This window comes from Loktanella salsilacus (assembly GCF_024206795.1).
GTDB classification, from domain to species: domain Bacteria; phylum Pseudomonadota; class Alphaproteobacteria; order Rhodobacterales; family Rhodobacteraceae; genus Loktanella; species Loktanella salsilacus.
In genome coordinates this window covers 85001-106173 of the sequence record NZ_CP072994.1, presented here as the reverse complement: position 1 = coordinate 106173, position 21173 = coordinate 85001, and the positions used below count along the sequence as shown (strand labels likewise).

Sequence of the window (21173 nt, the reverse complement as noted above, 5' to 3'; positions counted from 1 at the left end):
CAAGGCACCTTCTTACGATACTAGTATACCAGACCGAGTCTTGCTATTGTTTTATCACGGCAGCGTTGCTGACAAGTAAATTGCCACACGCCAGGCATCGCCGTGGTTCATTGCAAACAAGGGAATACCCGATGGCCAATCCAACACCCGCTGACCAGATCACGCTAAACGACGATACCCTTGACCTGCTCAAGGGTATTAGCACTGCGACCATCGCGACGCTGCTTTATAAAAAAGGGTTTCGCACCTGCTATATCCAAGGCGTCGCACCCTTGGGCGCGGGCCAGGACCGCATGGTCGGCCCGGCGTTCACCCTGCGTTATATCGTGGCGCGCGAAGACACCGATCCGCTGACAGCCTTTCGCGAACGCGACCACCCGCAACGGGTTGCGATTGAAACTTGCCCCGAGGGCCATGTCTTAGTGATGGATTGCCGCGGCGATGCGACTGCGGCCTCGGCCGGGTCGATCCTTCTGACGCGCCTGCAAGTGCGCGGCGGCGCGGGCGTTGTGTCTGATGGCGGCATCCGCGACGCAGCGGGCGCAGCAGCGCTGATGATGCCTGTCTTTGCTGCCAAACCGTCAGCCCCGACCAACCTGACCCGCCACCACGCCGTCGACATCAACGTGCCTATCAGTTGCGGGAACGCCGCCGTCTATCCCGGCGACATCGTCGTCGGGGACGCTGACGGCGTCATGGTCATCCCGCGCCATTTGGCCGCCGAGATCGCGATCGAAGGCGCGCCGATGGAGGTGTTCGAGGATTTCGTCCTAGAGGAAGTGCTGAACGGCCGCCCAATTATCGGCCTTTACCCGCCAACCGACGACGAAACGCTGGCCCGCTTTGAGGCGTGGAAAAAACGTTAAGCGGCGCGCGCCAACCCGGCGATCTCTTGCGAGAGGTCGTCGGCCAGCCGCTGCATCGCGACAGGATCAGTTTCGCGCTGCGCCTGAATTTTCAGACCAAAGACATAGGTCTGCATCCGCTGTGCCAGCCGATCTGGATCGGCATCTGCGGGAATTTCACCCGCTGCCTGCGCGTTTACGAATGCCTGCGTCAGATGCTGTCGCACCTTTTCCAAATGCGCCAGCACAGCACCGCGCAAGACGGGGTTGTCGGTCTGAATTTCCAACAAAGACTTCACCAGCATGCAGGCCGTCGACGGCTTTTCACACGGTTCTAGCCCGCCAAGCGACACCAAATAACCACGCAGTGCACCCAAAGGCGACGCCGCATTTGCGATCGTGGCAGCCAACTCAGCCTCCATCCGGCCTGCGTACAAATCAAGCGCTTCGTGGAATAGCGCCTCTTTGCTTTGAAATGCCGCATAGATCGAACCGGGGCGCATCTTGAGCGCGGCTTCAAGATCTTTAAGGGATGTCGCGTTGTATCCCTTCACCCAAAACAGGTTCATCGCGGACTGCAAAGCCGCTTCGCGATCATATGATGGGTCACGGGGCATGCGGGTTAGATACACGTTTAGGTCGATTATTTAAAGGCCCCAGCTATATTTGAGCGATCACTCTTTTATTACTTGAGTGATCGCTCAAATATATCCATACCGCCCCTCAGAAGCGGCACACTCCGGTGCTGCATGATAGGAGCTTCACATGTCCACTCTTGACCGCCTTGACGAAACCAACGCCCCCGAAAAATCCATCCCGCTGATCGAAAAGTCCAAAGCTGCCTTTGGTCGCCTGCCCGGCCTGCACAGCGTTCTGGCCGGCTCTCCTGCCGCATTCGAAGGCTATCAGGTTCTGCACCGCCTGTTCGCAGAAGAAACCGCCTTTGACGCCGACGAAAAGACCGTTGTCTGGCAGGCCATCAACGTCGAACACGCGTGCCACTACTGCGTGCCCGCCCACACCGGCATCGCCAAGATGATGAAAGTCGACGACGCGATCTCTGACGCGCTGCGCGACGAAACGGCTCTGCCAACGGCCAAGCTGGAAGCACTGCGCACCTTCACCCTCGCCATGGTGCGCGAGCGCGGCAATGTCAGCGACGAAACGCTGCAGGCCTTTTACGACGCAGGATACGAGCAGCGCCACGTGCTGGAAGTCATCCTTGGCCTCGCGCAGAAAGTGATGAGCAACTACACCAACCACATCGCCAACACGCCGGTTGATCCGATCATGGAAAAGTTCGCCTGGACCCCTGTGTCCGAGCGCTAAGACCTGCGGCCCGGCGCGCTATTTGTGCGCCGGGCCGTCATCACATGACGTGCCAAAGGCCGCCCTGGGCAGCCCGATCATACCCGTGGCGATACATCGCATTCATATACGCAGTCGAAAAACGATCCGACGGATCAAAGATAATCCCCGAATCGGGACTAACCGCCGCCACCGAAAGCGACAGACCATTTGCATGCGCAAACAGCGTCGTCGCATCCACCGCAGCATCCGCAATCGCACGCGTATTGGTCGTCAGCGCCGCTTGCGAAATCGCAAGGGCGGATCGCGATACGATATTTGGCGCAGGATCGAGCGTATTGTTGATCAACACATAGACGCTGCCCCTGCCAAGCTTTGAATGCACCTGTGTCAGCGCAAATTCCGGGATCGCCAAAAACTGCATATGAATGCCGCCATCCATATGGGATTCCGCATAGCGCACGCCGCCGACCTCGAACTGTAAATCAACTGGCGAAAACAGGCCCGGCAGCGCGGACGATGCCCGCATAACGCCGCGAAACAAATCATAGCGTCCGGCCTGCGCAATCGCGCCCATGTTCCAGATATGAGCCCGCGCGCTGTCCAGCTCTGATGTGACCACGAACATCCGTGCCCCAGCAGCATGGCGGACGGCAACAGCGTCAATCACCTCTGGCGGCGTGAAATGCGCGATTAAGTCTGCCAAGGGCGCGGTGTCATAAAGCGCATCGCTAAAAACGGCATTCAGCGGGCGCATTTTCATGATGTCATTCGCCCCGTATTCCGTAAAAATGCGGCGCAACGTGTCGTCTTGTTCAGTCCCTAAAAAGGCAAAAGGCGCAATCAAAGCCCCGGTCGATACGCCTGTGACGATATCAAACTTCGGCCGTGTTCCGGTCTGCGACCACCCCACCAAAGCCCCCGCACCAAAGGCACCGTCTTCGCCGCCGCCAGATACCGCAAGCGTACAGGGCGCGTCACCCGCAGTCGCCGTCGGCAAATGCTGCGCCCAGATGTCCGGCCCAGCGCTGGCCAGCAACCGGAACGCGGCCAGCGGATCCGGCACATCGATGGATTGCGTAGACACCGTCGGCCCGTTCGTGCCCGCACAGGCCGTCAGACCGGTTGCCGCAAGGCCAGCCATAAACCGGCGGCGCCCCAACACCGGGGCCGCTTTATTCGAAATATTCACGCAAAAGTCCTAGCTGAGGTTTGTAAGGGGAACGGCAGATCGCGCGCGCTGCGCTTACAGCGGCAAGCTGCACACATCCCCTGTCGCAGCTTCGCCGCAAGAGTTGGCAGTTTCCAACGGCAAGGCTTCAACCATGATCGCAGCGGGAACGGATAACGCAGCCTCTGCGCGGGCAGACGACAGACCCAAATCAACGGCCAACAACGCGGCAAGCAAGGCCGCGGCGGCAAGCATACAGGACGGCCGCCACCGGACGACCGTCGAATAGAACTTTTGTGATGCGCCTGATCGCTTGGGGTTCAGAGGGGGCTGCGTCATGATCGTATCGCTCCTGTGATGGCATTATTCGCCTTGTGCAAAAGCTGTTTGCCACACCGCGAAGGAGCCATGATGAAGCGAATATGCAACCAGCGTGCAGGCCCCGAAAAAACGCCAACAGATGTTTTTGGAACGATCCGCCCGCTGGATGTCAAAACCCGGCCGTCAGACTCTAGCCATCAAAGGCATAGCCGACACCGTAAACCGACCGGATCGGATCGTTCGGGGTGACCGCTGCAATCTTGCGGCGGATATTGCGAATGTGACTGTCGATCGTCCGGTCGAAGACATCAGTGTCACCGGGAAAGGCATGTTCCAGCAAGGCATTGCGGGAAAACACGCGGCCCGGGCGGTTCGTCAGACACTGCACAATCATAAATTCACGCCGCGTCAGGTCCAAGGGTTGCCCGTCCAGTGTCGCGCTCCAACGATCCGCATCCATCGTGATCCGGTCCTTTGGCGCATCCGTGCCGGACACGCGCCCAGCGCTGCGCCGCAAAATCGCCTGCACACGGGCAACCAGTTCGCGCGGCGAATAGGGTTTGCACAGATAATCGTCCGCGCCCATGCCCAGCCCCAAAAGGCGGTCAATCTCCTCTACCTTGGCGGTCGTCATGATGATTGGCACATCACTGCTGCGCCGCACCTCTTGGCAGATGACAAGTCCGTCGACGCCGGGCAGCATCAGGTCAAGTACCAGCAAATCATAGGCACCGGTCAGCGCAGCTTCGGCCGCGCCGGTCCCTTCGGCAAGGGTATCAACCTGCATGCCAGCGGCGATCAGATAATCGCGCACGACCTCGGCCAGCGCGATTTCGTCTTCAATGATCAGGATACGGGTCGTCATAAGGGTGCCTTTGGTAGAACGATTGCAACACATAGCCCGCCAAGCTCCGATAGGCTGGCTGAAATCGTGCCGCCGTGACTTTCGACGATGGCTTGGCACACCGACAATCCCAACCCAGACCCGCCATAAGCGCGAGAGCGCGAGGATTCAGCGCGAAAGAACCTCTCGAACAGGCGCGGAATATCTTCAGGGCCCGGCCCCGGCGGGGTGTCGTCAACGGTCAGGTGAAACGCCGTTTCCGCGTCGAAAATGCACAGCCGCACGGTGCCCGGTGCATTGGTATAGCGCGCCGCATTCTGCATCAAATTGTCGATCACTTGCCCAATCCGTATCCGGTCGCAGATCAGCGGTGCGGTGCTTGGCATATCCAGCGACAAGGTCAGGCCTTTATCTGCCAGATGCGGCTTCACCACTTCGGTGACGTCCAAAACGATATGGCACAAATCCTCTGGCCGCATGGTGGCGGTCATGCCCCCTTCACGGGCATGGGACAGCGTCTTTATATCCTGCACCAACCGCGACAATCGCAGCACGGCAGAGTGCATGGCCGACATCGTCAGCGCATTCGGAACGCGGATGCCATCCTGCACCGCCTCGATCTGTGCGCGCAGGGTGGCCAGCGGGGTCTGCAATTCATGGCTGGTGTTCGACATCCACTCTCGCTCTGCCTTGTCCGTCTGTTCCAGCGTCGCGGCCAGCGCGTTGTAATGGCCAACTAACTGCCCCAACTCGTCCGTGCGATCCTGCGGAATACGCGCAGCATAGTTGCCAGCGGCCATGGTTTTGGCCCCCGCGGCCAGATGCCGGATCGGGATCAAAATCTGACGCGACACAAACCACGCCGCCAGTGCAGAGACGGCAATCGCAATCAGCGCCGCAAGGCCCAGCGAGGCATATTGCCCACGCAAAAAGAACTGATCGCCGCCGCTGACATCCGCCAGCGGCGCACGCAAAGCCAGATAACCAAGGACAGCGCCGCTGGCACAATCACCACCAGCGCAAATTGCGCGTCGCTCTATGACGCCGGACTGACCGGGGGCGCCTGCGATACGCTCTCCCGCAGGGCCAAGCAGAATTAGCCGTTCTAGTATCGACATCCCGCCCATCCCTGGCGGTCCAGCAGGCGGCGGGCCGCCGGGCTGATCACCTTCAGCAGGGCGCTGCGGCCGCACGGGCGGCGTGTCCTTTTGCCGGACCAATTCGCCCCACGCTTCGGGGCTTACCGCCAAAGAGGCCCAGCCAGATGGCGCAGCTGGGTAATCTTGCGCCAAAGCCAAGGTCAGATCGTCAAAGCGCGACAACTCTCCACGCAGCAAATAGCGGGCAAAGCCGTCGCGCATCGACAGCGCGACAAGCAACGCCATGATGGCGACGACGACAACGGCCGTTGCGGCAATCGCGACGAACAAACGCACGGCAAGTGAAGACTGGATTCGGGTCATGCCGCCCACTTTCACACAAATATGCAAGAATGATGCACGCAAGTCCTGCATCAGCATAAATATAAAGCGGAACGGTTACCTTGGTGCAGGCGCGCCTAAGCGCCGCCAGCCTGTCCGGTTTTCCATTTCCCCTTGAACAGACGCATGTGAAAGGCCGGAAACTTGACCAGTTCCTCGACCAGAAGCAGGGTGAACACCCATGTCACCGACAAATCGAAATACAGGATCATGATTGCCGTCAGCGGAATGCGGACCAGCCACTGCCCGCCGACAAAGATATTCATGACATAAATCGTGTCGCCCCCTGCCCGCAGCGTATTGCCACAAATCGCGTTCGACCCCTTGGGAAACGGCAAGATCAGAAGGACGGGCAGAAAGCTCATCAAGGCGAACTTCGTCTCGTCCTGCAGGCCTTGATATATCCAGCCAGAGGCAAGACACACGAACAGATAGGTGACCGACACCAGCGCCGCCGCGACGAAGGCGATCCGCCACGCGCGCCGCAAAAAGACATCAAGCGCGGCGCTGCTATACGCCTTGCCCAGCAACTGCGCGACAATAATCCCCGTCGCCTGCGCCCAAGTAATCCCCAGCGTGCCAGCGATCTGCACCCACGGCATCATCAGCGTCATGGCGGCGAACTGGTTCACGCTCATCTTGGCATAGATCAGCGCCGCAGCACTATTCGCGACGGTGCTGCTGCCAAAGGTGGCGGCGATCGGCAGCGCAAATAGCAGGTGCCGCTTGGTCGCGATCCAGAATGATCCCTGCCGCCACCCCGAAACATAGCGGTACCAACGGTTCTGGCGGTAAAATACCGCGCCTAAGAACCCTGCCCGCAAAATCGACGATACCGCGCTGCCCACCGCCGCGCCGGTCAGCCCCATTTGCGGCAGGCCAAACAGGCCATAGATCAGGACAACGCTGCACGCGACGTTCGCGGGCACCGCGATCAGATAGCTGTAGAACGGCACTTTGGTCTGGCCGCTGCCGTCAAAATGCCCTGACAGGCATTGGCCGACCGCCTCGCTGAGCACGACAAACATGAACACGCCCAAATAGCGTTGCGCTTGCGCGGCGATGTCCGGGGTATGCGCCAGCGATTGCACGATGCCGCCAGCGAACAGCCAGACGCCGACGATGCCGATGAGGGCGACGCAGAGGTTGATTGCCAGCCCGCAGTAGAACCCGGATTTCAGATCGACGGGATGGTTCGCGCCAAATGCCACCGCGACGCGGATCTGTGTTGCATTGGAAAACGCGAGCAGGATGCCCAAAAGCAGCGTCCCGATGGCCGCGGCTAGCCCCATAGCGGCCAGCGATTCTTCGCCCAGCGCCGCGATCAGCAGCGAATCCGTCACCACGATGCCATGCAGCATCATCGCCTTCAGCGTAAGCGGCCAAGCGAGTTGAAAGATGTTCCATGTGGTCGGAATCGGCGCGGTGCTGGCGGTTTCGCTCATATTCAGCAATCTTTACAAACGATTAAAATAACCCGTCCGCAGCACAACCATGACCTGTGCAATCTAACGAAGCCGCAACTATGCCGCAGCGCGCATTCGGGTCTCATATTTGGTCTTTCGCAATCTTCCATTGCAGAGCAGCAAAAGTTAACCGCCATAAAACAAGCAGTTACATCGGCGGCTCGACGCTGATGACCGTAAATTCCGGCCATCCCCCCTCAAATTAAATCTAGTATGCCAGATCGTTTACTAGTATACCAGATGGACTGGTAGGAATTTATGGATTCGTGCTGCCAGGGACGAAGCGGTGCGTCGCGCCGTGGATTGCTTTTGTGGGGGGAGAGTTCATGTCAGGCGTGCAGTTAAAAGGCATCGTGAAAACGTATGGCGCGGTCGAGGTCGTCCATGGGATCGATCTTGATGTCGCCGAAAAGGAATTTGTGGTGCTGGTCGGCCCGTCGGGTTGCGGCAAGTCCACGACCCTGCGGATGATCGCCGGGCTAGAGGAAATCTCTGGCGGCGAACTGACGATCGACGGGCGCATCATGAACCGCACCGCCCCCAAAGATCGCGACGTGGCGATGGTGTTCCAGAACTACGCGCTTTACCCGCACTTGAACGTTGCCGACAACATCGCCTTTGGCCTAAAAATCCGCAAGGAAAGCAAGGAACACATCGCGTCCGCGGTGAAAGAAGTCAGTGGCATCCTTGGCCTGACCGATTATCTGGAACGCCGCCCCGCCGATCTGTCCGGCGGCCAGCGCCAGCGCGTCGCCATGGGCCGCGCGATTGTGCGCCGCCCCAAAGTGTTCCTGTTCGACGAACCGCTGTCCAACCTTGACGCAAAACTGCGCACCCAAATGCGCGCCGAGATTAAGCGCCTGCACAAACGCCTTGGCGTCACCAGCATTTACGTGACCCACGACCAGGTCGAGGCGATGACGCTGGCCGACAAGATCGTCGTCATGCACGACGGCCGCATCGAACAGATCGGCACCCCGATGGAACTGTTCCTGAACCCCGCCAACGCCTTTGTTGCGGGCTTTCTAGGCGCGCCGCCGATGAACCAGATCAAGGCGACCATCGCCGCTGGCGACACCGGTCCGGTTGCTCAGTTCGGCGACCAGACCCTTGCGCTGGCCCCGCTGGCCGACCTGCAAAACGCCGTTGGCCGCGAAGTAATCGTCGGCGTGCGTCCCGAATACGCTGCCATCGTGACTGAAAATCAGCCCGGCGCTGTCCGCTGCGGGTTGGAACTGGTGGAAACACTCGGGTCAGAGGCGCTGTTGCACATGACGCTTGGCGATGCGCCTTTTGTGATCCGCACCGAAACGCTTGGTAATCTGGACCGCCTGAATGCGGTCAACGGCTTTACCGTCGCGCCAGAGCTGATCAAGATTTTCGACGGCAAAACCGGGTTGGCCCTATCCGGCCAGACGCGTGCCGCATGAGCATGCAAGAGGATCATACTGGCGGATCGACCGAGAAACTGGTCGCCGAAGCCAAAGAAGCCCTGCGTTACCGCCACCCGAGCCGCATCCAAAAGGTCGGCGATCACATGCGCCGCGAATGGCAGCTTTACCTGCTGCTGGCCCCGACGATCATTTGGCTTTTGGTGTTCCTTTACACGCCAATGTACGGCCTGCAGATCGCGTTCAAGGATTACAGCATTTTCCGCGGCGTAGCGAACAGCCCTTGGATCGGGCTTGAGCATTTTCACACTCTTTTCGGCAGCGATCAGTTCATTCGCGCGCTGAAAAACACGATCTACATCAGTCTTCTTAGCCTCGCCTTCGGCTTTCCCGTTCCGATCCTTCTGGCGCTGATGTTTAACGAAGTGCTGAACCAGACCTTCAAGAAGACCGCGCAGACCATCGTCTATCTGCCGCACTTCATCTCTTCGGTGATCATCGCCGGTATCGTCATCACGGCGTTTTCGCCCTCTGCCGGTATCGTGAACACCATTCTGGAATGGTTCGGCGTTGATCCGATCTACTTCCTGACCAAGGCCGAATGGTTCCGCCCGATTTTCGTCGGCACCACAATCTGGCAAGAGGCCGGTTTCCAATCCATCGTCTATCTGGCCGCCATCGCTGGCGTGTCGCCAACGCTGTATGAAAGCGCGGTCGTCGACGGCGCTTCGCGCTGGCAGATGATGTGGAAGATCACCGTGCCGTCGATCATGCCGACGATCATCATCATGTTGATTATCCGCATCGGCAACATGCTCGAAGTGTCGTTCGAGATGATCATCCTGCTGTACCAGCCGGCCACGTATTCCACCGCCGATGTCGTGAACACATTCATCTATCGGCAAGGTTTGCAGGGCGGACAGTACGATCTTGCCGCCGCAGCGGGCCTGTTCAACGCCGTCGTCGCCTTCGTCCTCGTGATGACTGCGAACACTGTGTCCAAGCGCTATTCGCGCACATCGCTTTGGTAGGGGACTGAAATCATGGCTAAAATGAACCTCTACTCACGCGGCGACAAAGCCTTCGTTATCCTGAACATGGTGCTGATTAGCATGTTCACGATCTCGGCCCTGTATCCGTTCATCTACATCGCGTCCCTGTCCATGAGCTCTGGCTTCGAGGCGCGCGCAGGCAACGTGCTTCTGACGCCAGTGGGCTTCACGCTAGAGGCTTACAGCCGCGTATTGTCAGAGCCGATGTTCTGGATTTCGTACAAAAACACCTTCATCTACACCATCGGCGGCACGCTGATGAGCCTCGCGTTCATCATCCCCGGTGCCTACGCCCTGTCCCGGCCCCAGCTTTACGGGCGCCGGTTCTGGAACCTGATGGTGGCCTTCACCATGTGGTTCCACGCAGGCATGATCCCGTTTTTCCTGAACATGCGCGACCTGAACCTGCTGGACAGCTATTTCGGCATCATCATCGGCTTTGCGGTCAGCGGCTTTAACATCATCCTGCTGCGTAACTTTTTCGAAGGCATCCCGCAGTCTTTCGAAGAAGCAGCCCGGATGGACGGTGCCAATGAATTTCAGGTGCTGTGGAAGGTCTACATGCCCCTGTCGAAACCGGCGATCGCGACCGTTGCGCTGTTCTGCATCGTGTCACGCTGGAACGGGTTCTTCTGGGCGATGATCCTGCTGCAGGACGAAGGCAAAATCCCACTGCAGGTCTATCTGCGCCACGTCATCATGGAACTGTCTGACGACGAAGAATTCGCCAGCACCCTGATCAACGCGGCCTACTCGTTCGAAACGGTCAGCGCGGCGATCATCGTCTGCTCGATCATTCCGATCCTGCTGATCTACCCGTTCCTGCAGAAATACTTCAACAAAGGCATCCTTCTGGGAGGGGTGAAAGAATAACTGACGACCGCATCTAGGGAGGAAACCAAATGCGACATCTTACACTGACTTCGGCGATCCTGATGACCACGGCGATGACTTCGCCCGCCTTCGCAGAAAGCCACCTGCAAATCGTTGACGAACCGCTTGAACTGACGATCCACATGCACTGGCCTCGCGCCCAAGGCTACGGCGTTGGCGGCGATGCGTCCAAGATCTATCCGGTCGAAGAAGCGGCGCGCGCGATGACCAACATCTTTCTTAAGGACGCAACGGCCGGTGCAAACTCGACCGATAGCGCCGAGGCGATGAACCTGATGCTGGCCCAAGGCAAACTGCCCGACATCGTCGGCGGTCACCTGATCCAACAGCCTGTGAACGAATACGGTCCAGAGGGCGCATTTGTGCCGCTGAACGATCTGGTCAAAGAACACGCGCCCAACATCCAGAAGTTCTGGGACGAACACCCAGAGCTGCAAGAAGCGATCTCTGCCTACGACGGCAACTATTACTACATCCCATACCTGCCCGATGGCGAATTCGCCCGCGCTTGGTACATCCGTCAGGATTGGCTGGATGTGCTGGGTCTGGAACAGCCGCAGACTGTCGATGAATACCACGACGTCCTCGTCGCGTTCCGTGACGGCGATCCGAACGGCAACGGCAAGAAGGACGAAATCCCCTTCTTCTCGCGCCAGTGGGAAGAAGTGAACCGCCTGCTGACCCTGTTCGACGCCCGCTCTTCCGGCTCTGACACCTATCACGACTTCTATGTCGATGACGCTGGCGCCATCGTGCACCCCTATGCGCAAGACGCCTACCGCGACGGTTTGGCCAATATCGCGCAGTGGTATGCCGAAGGCCTGATCGACCCGGAAATCTTTACCCGTGGTTCGTCCTCGCGCGATTACCTGCTGTCGGAAAACCTTGGCGGCTCGACCCACGACTGGTTCGCGTCCACCTCTGGCTACAACGCAGCACTGGCTGACAAGGTCGAAGGCTTTAACTTCATCCCCTTCCTGCCGCCCGCATCCACGTCCGGCGTGCGCATGGAAGAGCATCGCCGCATCCCGATCAAACCCGATGGCTGGGCGATCAGCTACATGAACGAGCACCCCGTCGAGACGATCAAATACTTCGACTTCTACTTCACCGAAGAAGGCCGCAATCTGGCGAACTTCGGCGTTGAAGGTAAGACATGGGATATGGTCGACGGTGAGCCAACCTTTAAGCCAGAAGTGCTCAGCAGCGACGTCGCCGTGAACAGCCAGATGTATCTGGAAGGCGCACAAATCCAGCGCGGCTTCTTTCAGGACTACCGCTACGAGCTGCAGTGGACATCCCCAGAAGCACTGGAAGGCATCGCACTGTACGAAGCCAACGATCTGCTGATTCCGCAATTCCTGGGCGTCGCGTTCAACCAAGAAGAGCAGGCCACCTTTGACAAGTACTGGCCGTCCATCCGCACCTACATGCTGGAACGCCAGCAGGCTTGGATCCTTGGCGCAGGCGACGTGCAGACCGAGTGGGATGACTACGCCGCGACCCTCGACAAGATGGGATACCCACAGGTCATCGAAGTCATGAACGCCGCCTACGCGCGTCAGTACCAGTAACAGTTCCTCCCGAGCAGAGGTGCGGCCGCCTAGGTGGCCGCACCTCACCCCTCTCCTTTGATCCGATCAGAAAGCACTCCGATGCCTCCTCGCACAACTCCCATGCTGGACGAGCCCAAGACTGGACGTCTGACCATTCAATACGGGCCAGCTGACGGCTTTGCCGTGGCTGAAAACCCGCCGCGTTTCACATGGCTTCCGGTGATCGAGGACGAGGCGCACTACGTGCTGCGTATGTCGACCGACCCGTCCTATCCTGCCAAATCGACCCACACATTTTCCGGCATCGCGCTGAACTTTTTCACGCCTGATACCGTGCTGCCCGCTGGCAACTACGTCTGGTCCTACGCCGTCTGCGACGACGCTGGCCAACCCGTCACCGCATGGAGCAGCGATCGCAGCTTTACCGTCGCAGACGGTTTGCCCGAAACGCCCCTTGCCAGCCGCAAGACCCGCTTTGCCACCGCAGACCGCAGCCACCCGCGCCTGTGGCTGACGCCAGACCGGCTGGATCAATTCCGCAGCGATATCGCGGCCGACGCAGACCATTGCACATGGTCCACCTTCTTTGAAAAATCCGTCCTGCCGTGGATGGACCGGGACATCATGCCCGAACCAGCTGGCTATCCGGATCACAAGCGCACCGCGCCGATCTGGCGTCAGACCTATATCGACTGCCAAGAGCTGCTTTACGCGATCCGCCATCTGGCCATCGGCGGCCAAGTCACCCGCGACGCCGATATGCTGGCCCGCGCCAAAGACTGGCTGCTGTCCGCCGCCGCGTGGAATCCTGCGGGCACAACCTCGCGCAGCTATACTGACGAATGGGCGTTCCGCGTGAACGTGGCCCTCGCATGGGGCTATGACTGGCTTTTCGACCAGCTGACCGAAGAAGAGCGCACAACCGTCCGCACCGCCCTGCTGGCGCGCACCCGCGAAACCGCAGACCACATCATCAAGCACGCGAACATTCATCTGTTCCCCTTTGACAGCCACGCCGTGCGCGCCGTGTCTGCCGTGCTGATCCCCGCATCAATCGCCCTGCTGGACGACGCACCAGAGGCAGAGGGCTGGCTGAACTATTCCATCGAATTCCTGTTCACCGTCTATTCGCCTTGGGGCGACAAAGACGGCGGCTGGGCCGAAGGTCCGCACTATTGGATGACCGGCATGGCCTATCTGATCGACGCGGCGAACCTGCTGAAAAGCTATACTGGCATCAACCTGTATGACCGCCCGTTCTTTCAGCGCACCGGTGATTTCCCGCTCTATACCAAAGCCCCCGACACCCGCCGCGCCACCTTTGGCGACGACAGCACCATGGGCGATCTGCCCGCGGTAAAGATCGGCTATAACCTGCGCCAATACGCCGGCGTCACCGGCAACGGGGCCTATCAGTGGTACTACGACGAAATTAAACGCACCAATCCCGGCACAGAACAGATGTTCTATAACTGGGGCTGGTGGGACTTTAACTTTGACGAGCTTGCCTACCGCACTGATTTCCCGATTATTGATGCCGTCCCCCCTGCGGATGACGACCAGTTCCGTTGGTTCAAAGGCATCGGCTGGGTCGCGATCCAGCACCGGATGCAAGACCCGGAAAACCACATCCAGTTCGTGATGAAATCCTCGCCCTATGGCTCGATCAGTCACAGCCACGGCGATCAGAACGCCTTTTGTCTGGCAGGGTTTGGCGAGGATCTTGCGATCCAGTCCGGCTATTACGTCGCCTTTAACAGCACCATGCACCAGAACTGGCGTCGCCAAACGGTGTCCAAGAACGCGATCCTGATCAACGATAAGGGTCAGTATGCGGGCAAGGACAAGTCGCTTGCGATGCAGTCCACAGGCAAGATCAACATCGCCGAAGATCGCGGCGATCACATCTACATGCAGGGCGATGCCACAGCGGCCTATCAAACGCTGTCGCCTGAAATCACCTCTGTGCTGCGCGACGTCTATTTCGTGAATAACGAATACTTCGTCATCGTCGATTCCATCGACGCCGATGAACCGGTCGAGGTCAATTTCCTGCTGCACGCGAACGCGCCCATGACATTGGGCGACACAACATTCCGCTACACTGGCGAGAATGCTGGCTTTTACGGCCAGTTCCTGTGGTCAGAGGCCGGCGTGCCGACCCTGACCCAGCAAACCGGCTTTCCCGATGTCGACCCATCAGAGATCGAGGGGCTGCCCGTCAGCACCTGTCTGAAGGCGACATTCCCGAAAGCTATTCGTCACCGCATCGCAACCTTGCTGGTGCCCTATCCCACAGCCGCACCGCGCCGGATCTTCAGCTTTTTGGATGATCAAGGCTACGACTGCGACCTGTACTTCACCGATGCCGACGACCGCTCTTTCCGCGTCATCGTCCCCAAGACATTCGATGTCGGCACAACGCCGGCCTGATAAAATAAACTGGAAGGAAGACACATGAAACTTCAAGGCAAAACAGCGATCATCACAGGTGGCGGCCGCGACATTGGCCGCGCTTGCGCAATTCGTCTGGCAGAAGAAGGCGCAAACGTCGCCATCAACTACTTTTCCAGCAGCGAAGGTGCAGACAGCGCCGTGGCTGAAATCACCGCCGCTGGCGGCAAGGCGTTCGCGCTGCAGGGTGATCTGAACACCCAAGAAGGCGTCGATGCACTGGTCGGCAAAGCTGTCGCAGATTTCGGCAGCGTCGACATTCTGGTGAACAACACCGGCGGCCTGATCGCACGCAAGAAAATCTCCGAGATGTCATTGGAGCATTGGAACGCGGTCATGGACCTGAACCTGACCAGCACGTTCCTGATGGTTAAGGCGTGCCTAGAGCACATGACAACCGGCACGATCGTCAACCTTGCCAGCCAAGCTGGCCGTGACGGCGGTGGCCCCGGTTCGGTTGCTTATGCGACGTCCAAAGGCGCTGTCATGACCATGACACGCGGCTTGGCGAAAGAGCTTGGCCCGAATATCCGCGTCAACGCTCTTTGCCCCGGTATGATCGACACGGACTTCCACAACGTCCACACCAAGCCAGAGGTTCGCACCTTTGTCGAAAACGCATCCCCGGTGAAACGTCAGGGCCTGCCCGTCGATATCGCCAATCTGGTGCTGTTCTTGGCTTGCGACGACAGCGCGTTCATCACGGGCGCAAACGTCGACATCAACGGCGGCATGCTGTTCAGCTAAGCGCGGTGACAATGCAAAGGCGGGCCAATCACTGGCCCGCCTTTTTCGTGCTTACAAAAAGTCGTCGCGCCGCGGCGTAAAGCAATCCACCAGCAACCCCGGCTCCAGACAGACACAGCCATGCACGACATTTGACGCCACGACAAAGCTATCGCCAGGTCCGACTTCGGTCACTTCGCCGTCCACCGTAAAGCGAAAGCGACCCTCTTTGACGAACGTCGATTGCACATGCGGATGATTATGCAGCGCGCCCTCTGCCCCCGTCGCACCGAACCGAAAGGCGACAACCATCAGATCGGGGTGATCTGCTAGCACTTGCCGCGTGACATGCTCGCCTGTGCTGACGACCGGAAATTCACTCATATCATTTGCCTCCTGTGATATGCCCGCCCTTGCCCGCACCTATATGCGCCTTGCAGATCCACGATCTGGCGCTGAAAGTGAGGGGCAAGAATTATCGTTAATCTTGCAATCATATCGCCTGGTTGCAATGGTATACTAGTCTAACACCTGAAGGCCGCAACATGACCTCCTCCCCGTTCTTATCCCCCACCGCCCCGGCAACCGCGCTGCGTTTTTTATCGATCGGCGAATGTATGGTCGAAATGGCTCCCGGCGACGCACCGGGCGCGTTTCAGATGGGTTTTGCCGGCGATACCTTCAACACGGCGTGGTACATGCGCGCCCTGCGGCCTGACATCACGACGCAATATTTCACCAAAGTCGGCACCGACGCGGTGTCTGATGCTATGCTGACAAAGATGACGGACGCTGGCATCGACATCGCCCACGTCGCCCGCTCTGCCAACAGCACCGTCGGCCTTTACATGATTTCGTTAAATGATGGAGAGCGCAGCTTTTCCTATTGGCGGTCCCAATCCGCGGCAAAGCAGCTGGCCAGCGATAGCCAAGCCTTAGCGCAGGCCATGGGATCGACCGATCTGATCTATCTGTCGGGCATCACCGTTGCGATCCTTGACCCCGCCGGCCGCGACGCCCTGCTAGACGCCGTCCAATCCGCGCGCCGACACGGCAAGACCGTCGCCTTCGATTCCAACCTGCGACCCCGTCTATGGGCCAACGACAAACAGATGACCGAAACGATTATGCGCTTCGCACAGGCCTGCGATATCGTCCTGCCGTCCTTCGACGACGAAGCCGCACATTTTGGCGACGCCACCATTCAAGACACGCTGGACCGCTATCGCAACGCCGGGGCCACCACAGTGGTGGTCAAAAACGGCGGCGGCGATATCCTTTACGCACACGCAGGCGAAACCACGACCGTCACCCCGCCCCCTGTCAGCAAAATCGTAGACACGACCTCTGCCGGAGACAGCTTTAACGCCGGTTTCTTTGCCGGGCTAGATAAGGCGCTCTCTATGGAAGACCGCATTTTGGCGGCCTCCCGTATCGCAGCACAAGTCATCGCAGCCAAGGGCGCATTGGTTCAGCTCAAGGACATCTAAGTCCCTCGATAGGCCATAAACTACGACCTACTCCCGGCATCATAGCGCGCTTGGGCTGGTTTCGATTTGTTGTTCCATCAAATGCGATACTTGCATGTCCGGATCGGACCGAAAGGATCGATAAGCGAACGAGCGCAAGATCACCAAAACCAATCAGGCCATCAGGCGGCTTTTGATCTAGTTAAGGACCCAATCGAGAACGCGTCGTTCTTATGGCCGATCGGGTCCGCTTGCAGCGAGCGCTGAGGCAGTTCAGCAAATCCTTGAAACAGGTTTTCCGACAGCGGCTGACCGCATTGCAAGCGAAGACGCCCATGTTGTTAGGCTCAAGACGCTGCTGTCTGCGTACCCAAGTGATTGTCAGTCGAGCGTCTTTGACGTCGCTGCGAACTGTCAGTGACAATACCATTTTTGCAAAGCTGACATCGGTGTGCAGCGAAGCAAACGTCCGGTCCGAGCCCACGTAGCAAGATTGCAGCTTCGCAGCGATTGCCAGCTATTCAGAGACATTCAAAAACCGTCAACGACGGCACGGGTTTGGAACCAGGAGGCCGCCGAGCCCCAATTTCTTTCCGGATGGTGCCATTGCCTGGCGGGCCCGACATCCCTCGCTACAAATTCGTGGGACAGCACGCCGTCGGCTTCGACATGATCGAGAAAGCGGACGCTTGGATCTGATCCAACGAAAACATTATTTTTGTGCAGAACCAGTATGGCAGGGATGGCGAGGACGTGATCGCCGTGGTCAACTTCTTTCCGCATGAGATGCTGTCAATACTCGCCACTGGAAGAGCCACCTGATAGGCTAAAAAAATTACGCCCCGCGGGCGTAAGCTCGCGGGGCGTTGGTTCTATAAAATAAGTTTTTTCTGCTAATGCAGTCTCAATTTGAGACTTGCTCTCACGGATGTCAATTCCTATCGTTGGAGACCTGACGGGTTTGACCAAATTAGTCGTCGCGTAGAAAGGTTGCTATGAAAAGGCTCGCTTCAATCGCTCATCTTAAAGAGCTGCTCCTCGGGATGGAGCGAGATCTTGGGATCGATGATTTAGGGTCGATTCAAAAGGACATTGTCTATGCCGCTACCATCTTGTCCGAGACCAATGGCACAACCGTTGAGACGGACGAAATCCGCAAGCACGCATTGCTTGCTGGCGTGCCACGCAGTAGCTTCTTCCGAGCTATGAAGGACGTCGTAGATGCCGGCTATCTTGTCCATAGCAATGAAAAAAAGCGATCAACCTATTCATTATCAAAGAAGTTGACGTGACCATTTCAGAATCCGGTCGAAATCTTGGCAGCCTACTTATCGCGTTCGCTCTTATATCTATCGCATATTTAGCGGCTTTTAGCCTCTCGATGGATGTGCTTTTGCCGTGGCAACAGCAATACACCCCTGAGATGGCAGCCTATGCAAGCCTCCTGTTCCTACCTCATGGGGTTCGGGTGCTATCAGCTTGGCTGATGGGGTGGAAGGCGATCCCTCTCCTGCTACCGGCCGCAGCATTTACCCACTGGCTCAACTTCGGCTTGTCCGGGTTCACACCGCTTCAGATCATCGGACTGATGTCAGGTGTCGTCTGTGCCGTTGTTACATTTTGGGCACTGGCACGCGCTGGTATGGATTTTCGCATCACCTCAGGCACCCGTGCGAACTGGCGAGACATCCTGATTGCTGGTTGTATCGCATCCGTCATCAATACCGGCGGCATGTTGCTAGCCTTCCAGCAAGCCGCTTCAACGTCCGCTGGATATCTCGTCGGTGATGTTTCTGGATTGTTTGCCTGTATGCTAATACTGATGCTTGCCTTTAAGGTGTTGCGCAGATTTGAAACCGTGAGCGAATAGGTCCCACAGAAATTAGTCGCTCAACAAAAGAAGCGCGTCGCCAGCACTACGAAGTTGTTGATGTCAGACTCGCGCCATTTGTTATTGGCTTCTCGTAGTTACCGACACAAGCGTTGTTAAGCTTGTCCGCCCAGCCGATATTCATCGCAACTTTTCGATTTTGGAGATCAAACCATCCGCTCCGCGCTTTCGGTCATTGATCCGAAAGTAGGGCCTTGAGATTGTCAGATCCCCGGACTTCTTAGATTTACTCAAAATTCAATTTATGCAGATATAAGAATACGCTGCTGCCTTCGAATGCGTCGTGACTTGCACAATCCGGCCTATGTAGGAGACTCGCAGATCCGTGTTACCGGGCGGATCTGGCCGTCCTGCTCGCGTGTCCGGTTGGCCACACCTACGAGGTCGCTCTGCGCGCTTCCACTCTGCTTCCACACCAGCAACACGAACGCAAAAAGCCACCCGAAGGTGGCGTGTATCTTGTTGTTACTGCTGGGTATATTTGGTTGCGGGAGTAGGATTTGAACCTACGACCTTCAGGTTATGAGCCTGACGAGCTACCGGGCTGCTCCATCCCGCGCCATTATTGGACGTTATTTTTGTCCATATGTCGCTGTATTTGTTTGTTTTATATCGTTGAGAGATACGTGTCTGTGTTTATTAGGTGTGGCAATGACTTACTCTCCCACGTCTTAAGACGCAGTACCATCAGCGCGGTGGCACTTAACTGCCGAGTTCGGGATGGGATCGGGTGTTTTGCTCACGCTATGATCACCACACCAAAAAAACACAGACCGCGGGGGATTTTATCCCCCGCGTTTTCACATCAGCGGCCTGCGTTTTCACGCAAACCGTCGTTCAAGTCAGCACAACTGATGTTGTGGTGTGTATGTATTTTGATTTGGTCAGTGGAAGTCTTGCTTCTACTGGATCAAATCAAGCCTATTGGACCATTAGTACCAGTCAACTGAACACATTGCTGCGCTTACATCTCTGGCCTATCGACGAGGTGGTCTACCTCGGTCCTCAGGGATACCTTGTTTTGAGGGGGGCTTCCCGCTTAGATGCCTTCAGCGGTTATCCTGTCCGATCATAGCTACCCTGCACTGCCGTTGGCACGACAACAGGTCCACCAGTGGATCGTTCACCCCGGTCCTCTCGTACTAGGGGCAACTCCTCTCAAGTATCCTACACCCACGGAAGATAGGGACCGAACTGTCTCACGACGTTCTAAACCCAGCTCACGTACCTCTTTAAACGGCGAACAGCCGTACCCTTGGGACCTGCTCCAGCCCCAGGATGAGATGAGCCGACATCGAGGTGCCAAACGGTGCCGTCGATATGGACTCTTGGGCACCATCAGCCTGTTATCCCCAGCGTACCTTTTATCCGTTGAGCGATGGCCCTTCCACTCGGGACCACCGGATCACTATGGCCGACTTTCGTCTCTGCTCGACTTGTCAGTCTTGCAGTCAGGCTGGCTTCTGCCATTGCACTCAACGAGCGATTTCCGACCGCTCTGAGCCAACCTTCGCGCGCCTCCGTTACAATTTGGGAGGCGACCGCCCCAGTCAAACTACCCACCATACAGGGTCCCGGATCCGGATAACGGACCGCGGTTAGACATCAAGCAGAGCAAGGGTGGTATCTCAAGGGAGGCTCCACCGAGACCAGAGTCCCGGCTTCAAAGCCTACCACCTATCCTGCGCATGCTGTACCTGATGCCAATGTAAAGTTGTAGTAAAGGTGCATGGGGTCTTTCCGTCTAACCGCGGGTAGCCTGCATCTTGACAGGCAATTCAATTTCGCTGAGTCCACATTTGAGACAGCGGGGAAGTCGTTACGCCATTCGTGCAGGTCGGAACTTACCCGACAAGGAATTTCGCTACCTTAGGACCGTTATAGTTACGGCCGCCGTTTACCTGGGCTTCAATTCGGAGCTTGCACTCCTCCTTTTAACCTTCAGGCACCGGGCAGGCGTCAGACCCTATACGTCGTCTTACGACTTCGCAGAGCCCTGTGTTTTTAGTAAACAGTCGCCACCCCCTGGTTTGTGCCCCCGCCCAAAACTTGCGTTCTGAACGGGCCTCCTTCTCGCGAACTTACGGAGGTATTTTGCCGAGTTCCTTAAATGTGGTTCTCTCAAGCGCCTTGGTATTCTCTACCAGTCCACCTGTGTCGGTTTAGGGTACGATCTTAAAGGAGGGCTATTTCCAGGAACCTGTTAGCAGCCCATTCAATCCGATAAGGATGAACTACGTCTCAGATCCGTCACCACTCCACGGCCCAGGAATATTAACCTGGTTCCCATCGACTACGCCTTTC

18 protein-coding genes, 1 tRNA gene and 2 rRNA genes (1 of these 21 cut by a window edge) are annotated in these 21173 nt (G+C 57.6%); 11 read left to right on the top strand and 10 right to left on the bottom strand.

The window, feature by feature from the left end; all coding sequences use genetic code 11:
* Nucleotides 1-131: 131 nt before the first annotated feature.
* Complete coding sequence (locus tag KBW81_RS00500) at nt 132-866, top strand: ribonuclease activity regulator RraA (RefSeq protein ID WP_254247984.1); 735 nt, start codon at nt 132-134, stop codon at nt 864-866.
* On the opposite strand, the gene KBW81_RS00495 is transcribed toward KBW81_RS00500, so the two are convergent.
* A complete protein-coding gene (locus KBW81_RS00495; RefSeq protein WP_090190589.1) occupies nt 863-1462 on the bottom strand; it encodes a TetR/AcrR family transcriptional regulator in 600 nt (199 codons plus the stop codon). The genes KBW81_RS00500 and KBW81_RS00495 overlap by 4 nt on opposite strands.
* A gap of 148 nt (nt 1463-1610) precedes the next feature.
* Here KBW81_RS00495 and KBW81_RS00490 point away from each other — a divergent pair, with 148 nt between their 5' ends.
* Entirely contained in the window at nt 1611-2174 is a 564-nt protein-coding gene (locus KBW81_RS00490; RefSeq protein WP_090190587.1) for a carboxymuconolactone decarboxylase family protein, read from the top strand.
* A gap of 40 nt (nt 2175-2214) precedes the next feature.
* On the opposite strand, the gene KBW81_RS00485 is transcribed toward KBW81_RS00490, so the two are convergent.
* The 5 genes from KBW81_RS00485 to KBW81_RS00465 form a co-directional block, all read right to left on the bottom strand.
* Nucleotides 2215-3345: a patatin-like phospholipase family protein gene (locus KBW81_RS00485; RefSeq protein ID WP_254247983.1), complete on the bottom strand. Its 1131-nt coding sequence runs from the start codon at nt 3343-3345 to the stop codon at nt 2215-2217.
* Between the two features lie 54 nt (nt 3346-3399).
* Nucleotides 3400-3663: a hypothetical protein gene (locus tag KBW81_RS00480; RefSeq protein ID WP_254247982.1), complete on the bottom strand. Its 264-nt coding sequence runs from the start codon at nt 3661-3663 to the stop codon at nt 3400-3402.
* Between the two features lie 172 nt (nt 3664-3835).
* Nucleotides 3836-4510, bottom strand: a complete 675-nt coding sequence (locus KBW81_RS00475) for a response regulator (protein WP_090190583.1) — start codon at nt 4508-4510, stop codon at nt 3836-3838.
* Nucleotides 4507-5952: an ATP-binding protein gene (locus KBW81_RS00470; protein WP_254247981.1), complete on the bottom strand. Its 1446-nt coding sequence runs from the start codon at nt 5950-5952 to the stop codon at nt 4507-4509. The genes KBW81_RS00475 and KBW81_RS00470 overlap by 4 nt, the downstream gene beginning before the upstream one ends.
* Nucleotides 5953-6047: 95 nt before the next feature.
* Nucleotides 6048-7415 (bottom strand): MATE family efflux transporter, encoded by a 1368-nt coding sequence (locus KBW81_RS00465; RefSeq protein ID WP_254247980.1) that lies wholly within the window; start codon nt 7413-7415, stop codon nt 6048-6050.
* Between the two features lie 347 nt (nt 7416-7762).
* Between KBW81_RS00465 and KBW81_RS00460 the strand changes: the two genes are divergently transcribed.
* The 6 genes from KBW81_RS00460 to KBW81_RS00435 all read left to right on the top strand — a co-directional run bounded on the left by KBW81_RS00460 (nt 7763) and on the right by KBW81_RS00435 (nt 15530).
* Complete coding sequence (locus tag KBW81_RS00460) at nt 7763-8866, top strand: ABC transporter ATP-binding protein (RefSeq protein ID WP_254247979.1); 1104 nt, start codon at nt 7763-7765, stop codon at nt 8864-8866.
* Nucleotides 8863-9858, top strand: coding sequence for an ABC transporter permease (locus KBW81_RS00455; RefSeq protein WP_090190578.1), 996 nt, complete (start codon nt 8863-8865; stop codon nt 9856-9858). Before KBW81_RS00460 ends, KBW81_RS00455 begins: the two co-directional genes overlap by 4 nt.
* A 12-nt stretch (nt 9859-9870) precedes the next feature.
* Entirely contained in the window at nt 9871-10752 is an 882-nt protein-coding gene (locus KBW81_RS00450) for a carbohydrate ABC transporter permease (RefSeq protein WP_254247978.1), read from the top strand.
* A 29-nt stretch (nt 10753-10781) separates the two neighbouring features.
* Entirely contained in the window at nt 10782-12347 is a 1566-nt protein-coding gene (locus KBW81_RS00445; protein WP_254247977.1) for a type 2 periplasmic-binding domain-containing protein, read from the top strand.
* Between the two features lie 81 nt (nt 12348-12428).
* Nucleotides 12429-14762, top strand: a complete 2334-nt coding sequence (locus tag KBW81_RS00440) for a DUF4962 domain-containing protein (protein ID WP_254247976.1) — start codon at nt 12429-12431, stop codon at nt 14760-14762.
* Nucleotides 14763-14786: 24 nt separating this feature from the next.
* A complete protein-coding gene (locus tag KBW81_RS00435; RefSeq protein WP_090190573.1) occupies nt 14787-15530 on the top strand; it encodes an SDR family NAD(P)-dependent oxidoreductase in 744 nt (247 codons plus the stop codon).
* A 51-nt stretch (nt 15531-15581) separates the two neighbouring features.
* Here the strand turns inward: KBW81_RS00435 and KBW81_RS00430 are convergent, their stop codons facing one another.
* Nucleotides 15582-15893, bottom strand: coding sequence for a cupin domain-containing protein (locus tag KBW81_RS00430; protein ID WP_090190571.1), 312 nt, complete (start codon nt 15891-15893; stop codon nt 15582-15584).
* Nucleotides 15894-16054: 161 nt separating this feature from the next.
* Here KBW81_RS00430 and KBW81_RS00425 point away from each other — a divergent pair, with 161 nt between their 5' ends.
* The 3 genes from KBW81_RS00425 to KBW81_RS00415 all read left to right on the top strand — a co-directional run bounded on the left by KBW81_RS00425 (nt 16055) and on the right by KBW81_RS00415 (nt 18848).
* Nucleotides 16055-16999: a sugar kinase gene (locus KBW81_RS00425; RefSeq protein ID WP_254247975.1), complete on the top strand. Its 945-nt coding sequence runs from the start codon at nt 16055-16057 to the stop codon at nt 16997-16999.
* A gap of 974 nt (nt 17000-17973) precedes the next feature.
* Complete coding sequence (locus KBW81_RS00420) at nt 17974-18270, top strand: hypothetical protein (protein WP_090190568.1); 297 nt, start codon at nt 17974-17976, stop codon at nt 18268-18270.
* A complete protein-coding gene (locus KBW81_RS00415; RefSeq protein WP_254247974.1) occupies nt 18267-18848 on the top strand; it encodes a hypothetical protein in 582 nt (193 codons plus the stop codon). Before KBW81_RS00420 ends, KBW81_RS00415 begins: the two co-directional genes overlap by 4 nt.
* 503 nt (nt 18849-19351) lie before the next feature.
* Here the strand turns inward: KBW81_RS00415 and KBW81_RS00410 are convergent.
* The 3 genes from KBW81_RS00410 to KBW81_RS00400 all read right to left on the bottom strand — a co-directional run.
* Nucleotides 19352-19428 (bottom strand) — tRNA-Met (locus KBW81_RS00410).
* An 84-nt stretch (nt 19429-19512) separates the two neighbouring features.
* Nucleotides 19513-19627 (bottom strand): 5S ribosomal RNA (gene rrf, locus KBW81_RS00405).
* Nucleotides 19628-19780: 153 nt separating this feature from the next.
* Nucleotides 19781-21173: ribosomal RNA gene (locus KBW81_RS00400) — 23S ribosomal RNA — on the bottom strand; it runs 1448 nt beyond the window's last position.